This is a genomic window from Hydrogenophaga sp. (genome assembly GCF_028698005.1).
In the GTDB taxonomy this organism is placed as follows: Bacteria; Pseudomonadota; Gammaproteobacteria; order Burkholderiales; family Burkholderiaceae_C; genus Hydrogenophaga.
In genome coordinates this window covers 1-13433 of record NZ_JAQVEJ010000075.1, presented here as the reverse complement: position 1 = coordinate 13433, position 13433 = coordinate 1, and the positions used below count along the sequence as shown (strand labels likewise).

Below are 13433 nucleotides of genomic sequence, written 5' to 3'. Positions count from 1 at the left end.
CAAAGCCGGTGACGCGGGTGCCCATGGGCAGGGCCGAGGGGGCTCCCAGGGCCTGCCAGCTCACGCAGACGATCGCGGCCAGGCCCAGCACCAGGGTCGGCAGCAGGCGGCGCAGCGGCACGGCACCGTGGCCCCGGCTGCCGATGAGGGTCACGGCCATGGGCAGAAAACCGATCACCAGCGAGGTCATCGCCACGCCACCGCGCTGCACCGCGCTGGCCAGCAGCACGTAGTAGACGATGTTGCCCAGCAGGCTCAGCCGCAGCAGGGCCCACCACTCGGTGCCGCTGATGCGCGGCGCCAGCGCGCGCCAGCGCGGCGCGACCAGGATGATCGCGAACAGACCGTAGGCCAGATAGCGGGCGGCCGCCAACTGCATGGGCGAGAAGTTGCCCACCAGTTGCGGCGCGATGAAGACGAGGCCCCAGGCGGCGCCGGCGGCCACGCCGAACGCGACACCGAGCCCGGTGTCATGGCTGTGGGGGCTCATGGGAAACGGCAGGACAGGGCGGTCATAGGCCGCCGAGCTTACCGGGACGCGCCGTAGTGACGCACCGACAGGCAGCCGGCGTTCATTTGTTCAGCACGCCGTGTGCCTGCTGGTCGGCGTGGTACGAACTGCGCACCATGGCGCCCACGGCCGCGTGCGTGAAGCCCATCTCGTAGGCCTTGTCCTCGAACATCTTGAAAGTGTCCGGGTGCACATAGCGGCGCACCGGCAGGTGGTGGCCGCTGGGCGCCAGGTACTGGCCGATGGTCAGCATGTCGATGCCGTGCGCGCGCATGTCGCGCATGACCTCCAGGATCTCCTCGTCGGTCTCGCCCAGGCCGACCATCAGGCCGCTCTTGGTCGGGATGCCGGGGAAGCGTGCCTTGAAGTCCTGGAGCAGCTTGAGCGAATGCCGGTAATCGGCGCCGGGGCGCGCCTCCTTGTACAGGCGCGGCACGGTTTCGAGGTTGTGGTTCATCACGTCGGGCAGGCCCTGCGCCAGGATGTCCAGCGCCTTGTCCAGGCGGCCGCGGAAGTCGGGCACGAGCACCTCGATCTGCGTCAGGGGCGAGCGCTCGCGCGTGCGGGTGATGCACTGCACATAGTGGCCGGCGCCACCGTCGCGCAGGTCGTCACGGTCCACGCTGGTGATCACCACGTAGCGCAGCCGCAACTGCTCGATGGTGCGGGCCAGGTTGTCCGGCTCGTCCGGATCCAGCGGATCCGGGCGGCCATGGCCGACGTCGCAAAACGGGCAACGCCGCGTGCACTTGTCGCCCATGATCATGAAGGTGGCCGTGCCCTTGCCGAAGCATTCGCCGATGTTCGGGCACGACGCTTCCTCGCACACCGTCACCAGCTTGTTGCTGCGCAGGATGTCCTTGATCTCGTAGAAGCGCGTGCTGGGCGACCCCGCCTTGACGCGGATCCACTCGGGCTTCTTGAGTACCTCGGCCGGCGCGATCTTGATCGGGATGCGCGCGGTCTTGGCCTGGCTTTTTTGCTTGGCCGTGGGATCGTAGCTGGCGGTGGGCTGGGCCTGGCGGACCGTGTTCGGTTCGGTGGCCGCCGGGGTGTCGGTGCGGTTCATGGCAAGGGGCGCAGGGCGCGTCGGGAGCTTCAGGGGGCCAGTGTGGCAGACAATCGCGCCGCCAGCAGCTTTGAGACTTCATCTAATGAAATCTCAACTCCTATTGTAAAAAGATCCACCGTTTGCAGCCCCTGATACCCACACGGGTTGATGCGGGAAAAGGGTTGCAGGTCCATCGCCACGTTCAGGGCCACGCCGTGGTAGGTGCAGTGCCGGCTGAGCTTGATGCCCAGCGCCGAGATCTTGCCCAGGCCGGTGAAGTCGGGCTCGGGCGCGGTGCTGCCCGCGGTGCGGCGCTGCGGCCGCTGCGGCAGCATGGCGTGGCTGCGCGGGTCGTCCAGGCGCACGTAGATGCCGGGTGCGCCGGCCACGCGGTGGCCGGTCACGCCCAGGTGGGCGAGGGTGCGGATCACCGCTTCCTCGATGCGGTAGACGTATTCCTTGACGTAATAGCCGGCGCGCTGCAGGTCGAGCAGCGGATAGGCCACCACCTGGCCCGGGCCATGGAAGGTGACCTGGCCACCCCGGTTGGTCTGCACGACGGGAATGCCGCCGGGGGCCAGCAGGTGGTCGGCGCGCCCGGCCAGGCCCTGGGTGAACACGGGCGGGTGCTCGCACATCCACAGTTCGTCGGGCGTGTCGGGCCCGCGGGTGGCGGTGAAGGCCTGCATGGCCTCGTAGGTGGGCAGGTACTCGACCGGACCGAGCCAGACGGTCTTCATGTCAGAGCACGTACTTGACCAGCGGGTGGGCGGTCAGCGCCCGGTAGACGTTGTCCAGGTGCTCGCGGCTGGTCACGTGGATCGAGACCGTCAGCCCCAGGTAGTTGCCGGCGCGGCTGGGCCTGCGCTCCAGCCAGGCCTCGTCGAAGCCCGGTTCGAACGAGCGGGCGACCGCCACCATGGCGGCGACGAACTCGTCGTTGTTCATCCCCATCACCTTGATCGGAAAGCGGACGGGGTACTCGATGAGCGACTGTTCGGGAGGAATGAAGGGCGGTGACTGCATGGTAGGTTCATTATCGACCTCGGGTGGCTGCTACCGGGAGGTCGCCTGGCGGTTGACTCGCCGCTGGGGTTTCTACGTATAATGGGCGGCTTTGCAATCCTTCGTAACCCAAGCGTCAACCGTTTGCCATCTGCCATGCCGACCAAGCCCGGGCCTGACAACAGGCGCCCGCAGCCCAAGGCGGCACACGATGATCACACGGATGCCTGGGAAGAAGATGGGGAGCAAGAGCCCGAATTCAAGCCACTGACGCGCGAACAGGCGCAGCAGTGGCGGGCCGGTCAGCCGGAGCTGTCGCTCTGGCGGCTGGTCGGGGTGCAGGTGCTGGTGGGGCTGGTCTCCGGCGCACTGGCCTGGTTGCTGACGCAACGGGCCTCGGTGGGTTGGTCGGTGCTCTATGGCGCGGCAGCGGTGGCGGTTCCGTCGGCCCTGATGGCCTATGGCCTGACCTCCAGTGCCCTGGCCCGTCTGCTGGCGGGCGTGGCGCAGGCTGCGTTCGCCGGCTTTTTGCTGTGGGAAGGGATCAAGATCCTTCTGGCGGTGGCCATGCTCTGGTCGGCGCCGAAGGTGGTTCCGGATCTGAACTGGCCTGGCCTGCTGGTCGGGCTGGTATTGGCTCTGAAGGTGTACTGGTTTGGATTCTGGTTCCAGATCAGGCGCCCGAAGTAACGGTTAACTTTTCACGCCGGACAGGCGCACGACAACATGGCAGCAGAAGGTGTTGGACTGACCCCGGGCGAATACATTCGCCACCACCTCGTCCATCTGACGAACAAGACGCAGTCGTCGATCATCGACTTCTCGGTGATCAACATCGACTCCGTGGTGATCAACGTCATTTTGGGTACGCTGATCTGCTTCGTGCTCTGGCTGGCCGCGCGCAAGGCGCACGCCGGTGTGCCGGGGCGCTTCCAGGCCGCCGTCGAGATCCTGGTCGAAATGGTCGAGAACCAGGCCAAGTCGGTGATCCACAACGCCTCCAGCCGCAAGCTCATTGCCCCGATGGCGCTGACGGTGTTCCTGTGGATCTTCATGATGAACTTCATGGACCTGCTGCCCGTGGACCTGCTGCCGCTGGCCTGGCAGGGCGCCACCGGCGATCACCATGCCTACCTGCGCGTGGTGCCCTCGGCCGACCTGTCGACCACGCTGGGTCTGTCGGTGTCGGTGCTGCTGCTGTGCCTGTTCTACAACGTCAAGATCAAGGGTCTGGGTGGCTGGACCCATGAACTGGTGACCGCTCCCTTCGGTACCAGCAAGAACCCCGTGTGGGCGCTGCTGCTGGGTGTGGTCAACCTCCTGATGCAAATAATCGAGTTCGTGGCCAAGACGGTGTCCCACGGCATGCGGTTGTTTGGCAACATGTTCGCGGGTGAACTGGTGTTCATGCTGATCGCGCTGCTCGGCGGTTACGCTGCGCTGTCGCTCAGCGGGGGGCTGTTCTTCGTCGGGCACCTGGTCGCCGGTGCAGTGTGGGCCATCTTCCACATTCTGATCATCACCCTGCAGGCGTTCATTTTCATGATGCTGGCCCTGATCTACCTGGGGCAGGCACATGATGCTCACTGACGCGAACCGCTAGGCCGCGCTCGGGTTTCCTTTCGTTCTTCACTTCTTTCAACAACCTTCATTTCATCTCACTAGGAGTCATCATGGAAAACATTCTGGGTCTGGTTGCTCTGGCTTGCGGTCTGATCGTTGGTCTGGGTGCCATTGGCGCCTCGATCGGTATTGCCCTGATGGGTGGCAAGTTCCTGGAGTCTTCCGCTCGTCAACCCGAGCTGATGAACGACCTGCAAACCAAGATGTTCATTCTGGCCGGTCTGATCGACGCTGCGTTCCTGATCGGTGTGGCCATCGCCCTGCTGTTCGCCTTCGCCAACCCGTTCGTTCTGGCCTGATGGGGTTTGCTGCCGGGTCCGGCGGCGCCTGCAGGACTGGCCGATACCTCCCGGTCCGGGCGTAACCCTTCCGCCGGTGCCGCAGCAAGTGCGTCACCACTCTTGACAACACACTGAAGAAAGGCGTTGCGATGAACATCAATGCAACCCTCTTCGCGCAGGCCGTCGTCTTTGCGATTCTGGTGTGGTTCACGATGAAGTTCGTGTGGCCACCGATCGCCAAGGCGCTTGACGAGCGTGCGCAGAAGATTTCCGAAGGTCTGGCTGCTTCCGAGAAGGCCAAGACCGAGCTGGCCGTCGCCAACAAACGGGTGGAAGAGGAGTTGAGCAAGTCGCGCAACGAGTCCACCATGCGCCTGGCCGATGCCGAGCGCCGTGCCCAGGCCCTGATCGATGAAGCCAAGGCCCGCGCGTCGGAAGAGGCCGCCAAGATCGTGGCGGCAGCGCGTCAGGACGCCGAGCAACAGGTGATCAAGGCCCGCGAAGGTCTGCGCGAAGAGGTGGCCGCACTGGCGGTCAAGGGCGCCGAGCAGATTCTGCGCCGCGAAGTCAACGCCGGCGTCCACGCCGAGTTGCTCAACCGCCTCAAGACCGAACTCTGATCGCCGATTAGACGTCGTGTTCCCCTGACATCCGCAGGCACCCAAAGGTAGATCATGGCCGAAATCGCCACCATTGCACGTCCATACGCAGAAGCGCTGTTCAAGGCGGCCGGCGCCGATGCCGCCGGCGCGAGCGCCTGGCTCGAAGAGCTGGCTGCCGTTGCCTCGAACGAGCAGCTGCGCCAGTTCGCCGACAACCCCAAGTTCACCGCCGAGCAGGTCTACGGTGTCATCGCCGGCGTGCTCAAGACGGCACTGCCGGTGATCGGGCAGAACTTCCTGCGCACCGTTCTCGACAACGGACGCCTGAGCGCGCTGCCCGAGATTGCGGCGCAGTTCCGCGCCCTGGTCAACGCCCAGCGCGGCTCGTCGGACGCGGTGGTTTACAGCGCCTTCGACATCGATGCGGCTGCGCTGGCCGATCTGGCCGCCGCGCTGGAAAAGCGCTTCGGCCGCAAGCTCGACGTCCAGGTCCGCCTGGCGCCCGAGCTCATCGGTGGCGTACGCGTGGTGGTGGGCGACGAGGTGCTCGACACATCGGTCAAGGCCCGTCTCGAACAAATGAAAGTGGCCCTGACGGCGTGAGCGCCGCAAGCATCCGCTGGCCCGCATCCCTTTAACGAAAGAAGGAAAGAGTCATGCAACTCAATCCCGCAGAAATCTCTGAACTGATCAAGTCCCGCATCGAGGGCCTGGCCGCTTCGTCCGATGTGCGCAACCAGGGCACGGTGGTGTCCGTGACCGACGGTATCGTGCGCATCCACGGCCTGTCGGACGTGATGCAGGGTGAAATGCTCGAGTTCCCCGCCACCCAGGACGGCCAGCCCTCCTTCGGCCTGGCACTGAACCTGGAGCGCGATTCGGTCGGCGCCGTGGTGCTGGGCGAGTACGAACACATCTCCGAAGGCGACACCGTCAAGTGCACGGGCCGCATCCTGGAAGTGCCCGTGGGCCCCGAGCTCGTGGGCCGCGTGGTCAACGCCCTGGGTCAGCCGATCGACGGCAAGGGCCCGATCAACGCCAAGCTGACCGACGTGATCGAGAAGGTGGCCCCGGGCGTGATCGCGCGTCAATCGGTGGACCAGCCGGTGCAGACCGGCCTGAAGTCGATCGACTCCATGGTGCCCGTCGGCCGCGGCCAGCGCGAGCTGATCATCGGTGACCGTCAGACCGGCAAGACCGCTGTCGCCATCGACGCGATCATCAACCAGAAGGGTCAGAACATGACCTGCGTGTACGTCGCCATCGGCCAGAAGGCGTCGTCCATCAAGAACGTGGTGCGTGCCCTGGAGCAGGCCGGCGCCATGGAATACACCATCGTCGTGGCGGCTTCGGCGTCCGAATCGGCCGCCATGCAGTACCTGTCGGCCTACGCCGGCTGCACGATGGGCGAGTACTTCCGCGACCGCGGTGAAGATGCCCTGATCGTGTACGACGACCTGTCCAAGCAGGCCGTGGCCTACCGTCAGGTGTCGCTGCTGCTGCGCCGCCCGCCGGGCCGCGAAGCCTACCCCGGCGACGTGTTCTACCTGCACAGCCGTCTGCTGGAGCGTGCCGCGCGCGTGAACGCCGATTACGTCGAAGCCTTCACCAAGGGTGAGGTCAAGGGCAAGACGGGTTCGCTGACGGCGCTGCCGATCATCGAAACGCAGGCCGGTGACGTGTCCGCCTTCGTGCCGACCAACGTGATCTCGATCACCGACGGCCAGATCTTCCTGGAAACCAACCTGTTCAACGCCGGCATCCGCCCCGCCATCAACGCGGGTATCTCGGTGTCCCGCGTCGGTGGTGCGGCCCAGACCAAGCTGATCAAGAGCCTGTCCGGCGGTATCCGTACCGACCTGGCACAGTACCGTGAACTGGCCGCCTTCGCGCAGTTCGCTTCCGACCTTGACGAAGCCACCCGCAAGCAGCTCGACCGCGGTGCCCGCGTGACCGAATTGCTCAAGCAGGCCCAGTACAGCCCGCTGCCCATCAGCCTGATGGCCGCGTCGCTGTTCGCGGTCAACAAGGGCTTCATGGACGACATCGACGTCAAGAAGGTGCTGCCCTTCGAGGCCGGCCTGCATGCCTTCCTGAAGGACAAGCACGCCGCACTGGTGGCCAAGCTCGACAACGACAAGGCCATGGACAAGGACGCCGAAGCCCAGCTCACTGCCGCGATCGCCGACTTCAAGAAGACCGGTACGTACTGAGCCGCCCATTGACCTCAGCTTAAGGAGCAGCAATGGCAGCAGGAAAGGAAATCCGCGGCAAGATCAAATCGGTGGAAAACACCAAGAAGATCACCAAAGCCATGGAAATGGTGGCCGCCTCCAAGATGCGCAAGGCGCAGGACCGCATGCGTGCGGCCCGGCCCTACGCGGACAAGGTGCGCCAGATCACGGGTAACCTGAGCAAGGCCAACCCGGAGTACACGCACCCGTTCATGAAGGTCAACGAGGGCGCCAAGACCACGGGTTTCGTCGTCGTCACGACCGACAAGGGCCTGTGCGGCGGCCTGAACACCAACGTGCTGCGGGCGGTGACCAACCAGCTCAAGGACATGCAGGCCGCTGGCAAGGCGGCCGAGGTGGTGGCCATCGGCAACAAGGGACTGGGCTTCATGAACCGTGTGGGCGCCAAGGTGGTGTCCAGCGTCACGGGCCTGGGCGACACCCCCCATCTGGAAAAGCTCATCGGTCCGGCCAAGGTCCTGCTGGACGCCTACGCCGAAGGCCGGCTGGATGCCGTCTACCTGTGCTACACCAAATTCATCAACACGATGAAGCAGGAAGCCGTGGTGGAGCAACTGCTGCCGCTGTCGGCCAGCGACCTGCAGGATGGCGCCAAGGGCAAGGACTGGGACTACATCTACGAGCCGGACGCCCCGTCCGTGATCGACGATCTGCTGGTGCGTTACGTCGAGGCGCTGGTGTACCAGGCCGTGGCCGAGAACATGGCGTCCGAGCAGTCGGCACGCATGGTGGCGATGAAGGCCGCCACCGACAACGCCGGCAACGTCATTGACGAGCTCAAGCTGGTCTACAACAAGACCCGCCAGGCCGGCATCACGAAAGAACTGTCGGAAATCGTCGCCGGCGCTGCCGCCGTCTGAGCCGGGCGGTCAACCGAATCCAGAGAAAACAGAAAAGGTAAACATCATGTCTCAAGTACAAGGCAAGATTGTTCAGTGCATCGGCGCCGTGGTGGACGTGGAATTTCCGCGCGACCAGATGCCGCGCGTCTATGACGCCCTGAAGATGGAAGGTTCCGCCCTGACGCTGGAAGTCCAGCAACAGCTGGGCGACGGTGTGGTGCGCACGATTGCGCTGGGCTCCTCCGACGGCCTGCGCCGTGGCATGGTGGTGTCCAACACCAACAAGCCGATCACGGTGCCCGTGGGCAAGGCCACGCTGGGCCGCATCATGGACGTGCTGGGCAACCCGATCGATGAGCGCGGCGAAGTCTCGCAAGAGCTGACCGCCTCCATCCACCGCAAGGCCCCGGCCTACGACGAGCTGAGCCCCTCGCAGGAACTGCTCGAAACCGGCATCAAGGTGATCGACCTGGTGTGCCCGTTCGCCAAGGGCGGCAAGGTGGGCCTGTTCGGTGGCGCCGGTGTGGGCAAGACCGTGAACATGATGGAACTCATCAACAACATCGCCAAGGCCCACTCGGGTCTGTCGGTGTTCGCCGGTGTGGGCGAGCGTACCCGCGAGGGCAACGACTTCTACCACGAGATGGCCGATTCCGGCGTCGTGAACCTGGAGAACCTGGGCGAGTCCAAGGTGGCCATGGTGTACGGCCAGATGAACGAGCCCCCGGGCAACCGTCTGCGCGTGGCCCTGACCGGCCTGACGATCGCCGAATCGTTCCGTGACGAAGGCCGTGACGTGCTGTTCTTCGTCGACAACATCTACCGCTACACCCTGGCCGGTACCGAAGTGTCCGCCCTGCTGGGTCGTATGCCTTCCGCCGTGGGTTACCAGCCGACGCTGGCCGAGGAAATGGGTCGCCTGCAAGAGCGGATCACCTCGACCAAGGTGGGCTCGATCACCTCGATCCAGGCCGTGTACGTGCCGGCCGATGACTTGACCGACCCCTCGCCCGCCACGACCTTCGCCCACCTGGACTCCACCGTGGTGCTCTCGCGTGACATCGCTGCGCTGGGTATCTACCCCGCCGTGGATCCGCTGGACTCCACCAGCCGCCAGCTCGATCCGCTGGTCGTGGGTCAGGAGCACTACGAAGTGGCGCGCGCCGTGCAGGGCACGCTGCAGCGCTACAAGGAACTGCGTGACATCATCGCCATTCTGGGCATGGACGAACTGGCGCCGGAAGACAAGCTGGCGGTGGCCCGCGCCCGCAAGATCCAGCGTTTCCTGTCGCAGCCGTTCCACGTGGCCGAAGTGTTCACGGGTTCGCCCGGCAAGTACGTGCCGCTGAAGGAAACCATCCGCGGCTTCAAGATGATCACCGCCGGCGAGTGCGACCACCTGCCCGAGCAGGCCTTCTACATGGTCGGCACCATCGACGAGGCCTTCGAGAAGGCGAAGAAGTTGGCCTGAGCATCGCGCCAGGAAAGCTGGTGACCGCGCCCCCGCGGTGCCCCGCCGGCCTTCCTGCCCGCTGGCTCATCCCAACCACTTCACACTGGAGCAATTCACATGGCACACACCATCCACGTCGATGTCGTCAGCGCCGAAGAGTCCATCTTCGCGGGCGAGGCCAAGTTCGTGGCACTGCCGGGCGAGGCGGGTGAGCTGGGCATTCTGCCGGGCCACATTCCGCTGATCACCCGCATCAAGCCGGGTGCGGTGCGCATCGAGAAGGCCGAAGGCGGCGAGGAGTTCGTCTTCGTGGCCGGTGGCATTCTCGAGGTCCAGCCGAACCGCATCACGGTGCTGTCGGATACCGCCATTCGCGGCCAGGATCTGGACGAAGCCAAGGCCAACGACGCGCGCAAGCAGGCCGAGGAAGCCGTCAAGAACGCCAAGAGCGATCTCGATCTGGCCAAGGCGACGTCGGAGCTGGCCATCATGGCGGCCCAGATTGCCGCGCTGCGCAAGTACCGGCAGAAGAAATGACCGGAGCCCCAGTGTGGGGCAGCATGCCACCCGAGAAGGCCGCTCCGCTGCGGCCTTTTTTTATTTCCGCCATCCACCCTCGCTGACCGGCACAGTCGCTAACATAACCAGATACGCCATCGGCCTGCGCATGATCTCCATTCTTGAAAACCCGGAACTCAGTCCTGAGGAAGTGGCGGCGCGCCTGCTGGTGACGCCGTCTGCGCTGGACGACCTGACGCTGCGGGACGCGGTCAAGATCGTGGGCTACATGAAGCCCCGGGCGTTCTCGGCCGGCACGGTCTTCATCCGTGAGGGCGAGAAGAAGCGCAACGACTACATGCTGCTGGTGCTCGAGGGCGATATTTCGGTGGAAAGCACAGGTGTGGGCGACGACAGCCAGATGGTGGTCCGGATACTGGGCCCCGGCAGTCTGATCGGTGAGCTGGGCCTGGTCGACGGCGAGCCGCGCTCCGCCACCTGCCGGGCGGTGACGGACGTGGCGGCGGCCGTGCTGACACGCACCGCGCTGATGCGGCTGCTCAAGGACGACCCGAGCGTGGGTGCGCGCCTGCTGCTGGCCATCACGAAGCGCATGGCCGATCGCCTGCGGGAAACCACCCGGAAGCTGAAGAATTTCGCCCGGATGAACCTGGCCCTCCAGCAGGAGTTGACGGCCATGATCGGTCGGACCTCGTACCCGGACGGCACCAGCGAGGTCTGACCGTGTCCGGCCGTTGTCCGTGGATCCCGGGCGTCGCCAGGCGGTGCGGTCGGCGCTGAGGAGGTGAGCATGCAGGCATCGATGGCGTTGACGCTGGCGTCGTACCGGGCGCCGCGCTGGCTGCCCGGCGGCCACGCGCAGACCCTGTGGTCGGCCGTGCTGGCCCGGCGCCACCAGGGTCCGCCACCACAATGGCGCCGGGAGCGCTGGACCACGCCCGACGGTGACTTCATCGATGTTGACCATGCCTGCCACGAGGCCGCACCGGATGCCCCCTTGCTGGTGCTATTCCATGGACTGGAAGGCTCGTCAGCGAGTCAGTATGCCGTGGCGTTTGCCGACTTCGCGGCCCGTCAGGGGCTGGCGATGGCGGTGCCGCATTTCCGTGGCTGTTCGGGTGAAATGAACCTGGCCCCCCGCGCCTACCATTCCGGCGACTACGAAGAGATCGACTGGATCCTGCGCCGTTTCGCGGCCACCCGGCCCGGGCGACGGCTGCTGGCGGCGGGCGTGTCGCTCGGGGGCAATGCGCTGATGCGCTGGGCTGGCGAGGCCGGCGACAGCGCCGGCCGCGTGGTGGATGCCGTCGCCTCGATCTGCGCCCCGCTGGATCTGGCTGCCGGCGGGCGTGCCATCGGGCAGGGCTTCAACCGGCTCGTCTACACCCGGGTGTTCCTGTCGACCATGGTCCCGAAAGCGCTGGGCAAGCTGGCGCAACACCCCGGGCTGTTCGATGCCGACGCCCTGCGGGAGGTGCGCGATCTGTACGCTTTTGACAACCTGTTCACGGCACCGCTGCATGGCTTTCGCGATGTGGACGACTACTGGGCGCGCGCCTCGGCCAAGCCGCACCTGCACCGCATCCGGGTGCCGGCGCTGGTGCTGAACGCGAAGAACGACCCGTTCGTCCCTGCGGCATCGCTGCCACGGGCACAGGAGGTCGGTTCATGGGTAAGCTTGTGGCAGCCCGGGCAAGGTGGCCACGTCGGCTTCCCCTCCTCGCTGGCGGGTTGGCCCCTGCCGGGCCATGTGTGGGCGATGCCGGCAGCGGTGGGTCACTGGCTGCTCTCGCCACAGCAGAACACAAGGAGATCCTGATGGACGAGATCGTCAAGGCAGCCATGGCCAAATGGCCCAACGTGCCGGACTGCTTCGGCTGGCTGGGGCTGGACCAGCGGGGCACCTGGCACATGCGCGATGACCGCATCCAGGCGCAGGGCCCGTTTGCGCCATTGCCGGGTGAGACGGGTGTGGGCGCGAAGGGATCGGCGCTGCGCCACGACAAGCTGATCGAGTTCATCCACCGCAACTACCTGGCAGACGAGCAGGGCCGCTGGTTCTTCCAGAACGGGCCACAGCGGGTGTTCGTGGAACTGGAAGTCACGCCCCTGATCTGGCGCATCCAGCCCGACGGCCGTGTCACGGCGCATACCGGTGAAGACGCCGGCCCGGTGCAGCGCGCGCTCATGGACGAGGCAGGGCGCCTGTACTTGCAGACGGCGCTGGGCCTGGGCCTGGTGCACAGTGCCGACATGGTGCAGGCGGCCGATGCGGTCGAGCAGGGGCGCTGGGTACCGGAAAGCGTGAATGCGCGTGAGCTGCCCGCGATGGGTGGCTATGTGCCGAGCCCGGCGCGGATGCACGAGACGCAGGGTCAGACTGCTTCGTGACGGCCCGCCGTGATGGCGGGCACGGGAAAAAAAGAAAAGCCGGCGCAGGGCCGGCATTTCTTCTGGAAGGGTCAGCAGCGGGGCATCACTGGGCTGCTGCGGGCGCTTCGGCGCCGGCTTCACCTTCGGCGACGGGCGGTTGCGGTTCTTCGAACTTGGCACCGGCGGCGTTGGTCATGTGGACCACGGCGCGGCCGATTTCGATGTCGGAGAAGGCTCCGCCGCCCTGGGCACCCATGGCACCCTTGCCCTTGAGCGCGGAAGTCAGCAAGGCCTCGTAGCCGGTGGCGATGCGGGCCGCCCAGGCCGCGGCGTCACCGAACTTGGGCGCGCCGGCCAGACCGGTTTCGTGGCAGGCCGCGCACTGGGCCTTGAACACGGCTGCACCGGATTCAAGCGGGCGGTTGGCGTCGCGCAACTCGACCGAGCCGATCTTCTGGATGCGGATGGCCGTGGCCAGTTCCGGATCCACCGAGCCGGCCGACGGCTTGTCACCGCGCGTCACGAAGAAGACCAGCCCGATGATGATGAAGACCGGGACGACGAAAGAAAAGAACGACGTCCACAGCAACTGGGCGGGCGTCTTGATGGGGCCGGTGTGGGAGTCGTGCGAGTGATCGCTCATGTTGTCCTCAAGGTCGCGAAACGGGGCCAAGATGGTGTGTGGGGCTAAGCGGCCACGCGACCCAAAGGGCGCAGGCAGCCTTCAATTATAGCCACCCGAGGGCGCCTGCCATCCGGACCACGGCCAGGCTGCTAGAATGGCAGCCTGTGCAGCCGCCTGTGGTCATGGCCGCACACCGTACAATCCTGACCATCGGTCTCAAAACAGCCACGCGGCTGTAGCTCAGTGGATAGAGTATCGGCCTCCGAAGCCTGTGGTCATCAGGCTACAACGTA

17 protein-coding genes are annotated in these 13433 nt (G+C 65.5%); 12 read left to right on the top strand and 5 right to left on the bottom strand.

All coding sequences use genetic code 11. The features are described from left to right. The 4 genes from PHQ87_RS09160 to PHQ87_RS09145 form a co-directional block, all read right to left on the bottom strand. On the bottom strand, nucleotides 1–490 hold a 490-nt coding region (locus PHQ87_RS09160), incomplete at its 3' end, for an EamA family transporter (RefSeq protein ID WP_300233247.1). Nucleotides 491–572: 82 nt separating this feature from the next. After that, complete coding sequence (gene lipA / locus PHQ87_RS09155) at nucleotides 573–1580, bottom strand: lipoyl synthase (protein ID WP_300233245.1); 1008 nt, start codon at nucleotides 1578–1580, stop codon at nucleotides 573–575. A gap of 29 nt (nucleotides 1581–1609) precedes the next feature. Further along, a complete protein-coding gene (lipB, locus tag PHQ87_RS09150; protein ID WP_300233243.1) occupies nucleotides 1610–2302 on the bottom strand; it encodes a lipoyl(octanoyl) transferase LipB in 693 nt (230 codons plus the stop codon). A 1-nt stretch (nucleotide 2303) separates the two neighbouring features. Continuing rightward, the gene (locus PHQ87_RS09145; protein ID WP_300233241.1) at nucleotides 2304–2588 is read right to left on the bottom strand and encodes a DUF493 family protein; all 285 of its coding nucleotides are present in this window, start codon (nucleotides 2586–2588) and stop codon (nucleotides 2304–2306) included. Between the two features lie 81 nt (nucleotides 2589–2669). On the opposite strand from PHQ87_RS09145, the gene PHQ87_RS09140 reads away from it, so the two are divergent. The 12 genes from PHQ87_RS09140 to PHQ87_RS09085 all read left to right on the top strand — a co-directional run bounded on the left by PHQ87_RS09140 (nucleotide 2670) and on the right by PHQ87_RS09085 (nucleotide 12533). Next, on the top strand, nucleotides 2670–3257 hold the full coding sequence (locus tag PHQ87_RS09140) for an ATP synthase subunit I (protein ID WP_300233239.1): 588 nt from the start codon (nucleotides 2670–2672) through the stop codon (nucleotides 3255–3257). Between the two features lie 36 nt (nucleotides 3258–3293). Beyond that, complete coding sequence (gene atpB, locus PHQ87_RS09135; RefSeq protein WP_300233238.1) at nucleotides 3294–4157, top strand: F0F1 ATP synthase subunit A; 864 nt, start codon at nucleotides 3294–3296, stop codon at nucleotides 4155–4157. 83 nt (nucleotides 4158–4240) lie between these two features. After that, the gene (gene atpE, locus PHQ87_RS09130) at nucleotides 4241–4489 is read left to right on the top strand and encodes a F0F1 ATP synthase subunit C (RefSeq protein ID WP_234264340.1); all 249 of its coding nucleotides are present in this window, start codon (nucleotides 4241–4243) and stop codon (nucleotides 4487–4489) included. A 131-nt stretch (nucleotides 4490–4620) separates the two neighbouring features. Continuing rightward, nucleotides 4621–5091 (top strand): F0F1 ATP synthase subunit B, encoded by a 471-nt coding sequence (locus tag PHQ87_RS09125; protein ID WP_300233234.1) that lies wholly within the window; start codon nucleotides 4621–4623, stop codon nucleotides 5089–5091. 54 nt (nucleotides 5092–5145) lie between these two features. Continuing rightward, complete coding sequence (locus tag PHQ87_RS09120) at nucleotides 5146–5676, top strand: F0F1 ATP synthase subunit delta (RefSeq protein ID WP_300233232.1); 531 nt, start codon at nucleotides 5146–5148, stop codon at nucleotides 5674–5676. A 53-nt stretch (nucleotides 5677–5729) separates the two neighbouring features. Then, a complete protein-coding gene (atpA, locus tag PHQ87_RS09115; RefSeq protein WP_300233230.1) occupies nucleotides 5730–7286 on the top strand; it encodes a F0F1 ATP synthase subunit alpha in 1557 nt (518 codons plus the stop codon). A 32-nt stretch (nucleotides 7287–7318) separates the two neighbouring features. Beyond that, nucleotides 7319–8188, top strand: a complete 870-nt coding sequence (gene atpG / locus PHQ87_RS09110) for a F0F1 ATP synthase subunit gamma (RefSeq protein WP_300233229.1) — start codon at nucleotides 7319–7321, stop codon at nucleotides 8186–8188. A gap of 46 nt (nucleotides 8189–8234) precedes the next feature. Next, nucleotides 8235–9641, top strand: coding sequence for a F0F1 ATP synthase subunit beta (gene atpD / locus PHQ87_RS09105; RefSeq protein WP_300233227.1), 1407 nt, complete (start codon nucleotides 8235–8237; stop codon nucleotides 9639–9641). 99 nt (nucleotides 9642–9740) lie between these two features. Then, nucleotides 9741–10160 (top strand): F0F1 ATP synthase subunit epsilon, encoded by a 420-nt coding sequence (locus PHQ87_RS09100; RefSeq protein ID WP_300233226.1) that lies wholly within the window; start codon nucleotides 9741–9743, stop codon nucleotides 10158–10160. Between the two features lie 130 nt (nucleotides 10161–10290). Beyond that, complete coding sequence (locus PHQ87_RS09095; protein ID WP_300233225.1) at nucleotides 10291–10863, top strand: cyclic nucleotide-binding domain-containing protein; 573 nt, start codon at nucleotides 10291–10293, stop codon at nucleotides 10861–10863. A 69-nt stretch (nucleotides 10864–10932) separates the two neighbouring features. Next, nucleotides 10933–11961 (top strand): alpha/beta fold hydrolase, encoded by a 1029-nt coding sequence (locus PHQ87_RS09090; RefSeq protein ID WP_300233223.1) that lies wholly within the window; start codon nucleotides 10933–10935, stop codon nucleotides 11959–11961. Continuing rightward, nucleotides 11961–12533, top strand: coding sequence for a DUF2946 family protein (locus PHQ87_RS09085; protein WP_300233221.1), 573 nt, complete (start codon nucleotides 11961–11963; stop codon nucleotides 12531–12533). The genes PHQ87_RS09090 and PHQ87_RS09085 overlap by 1 nt, the downstream gene beginning before the upstream one ends. Nucleotides 12534–12618: 85 nt before the next feature. Here PHQ87_RS09085 and PHQ87_RS09080 read toward each other — a convergent pair whose 3' ends face one another. Then, entirely contained in the window at nucleotides 12619–13158 is a 540-nt protein-coding gene (locus PHQ87_RS09080; RefSeq protein WP_300233219.1) for a c-type cytochrome, read from the bottom strand. Nucleotides 13159–13433: the final 275 nt, after the last annotated feature.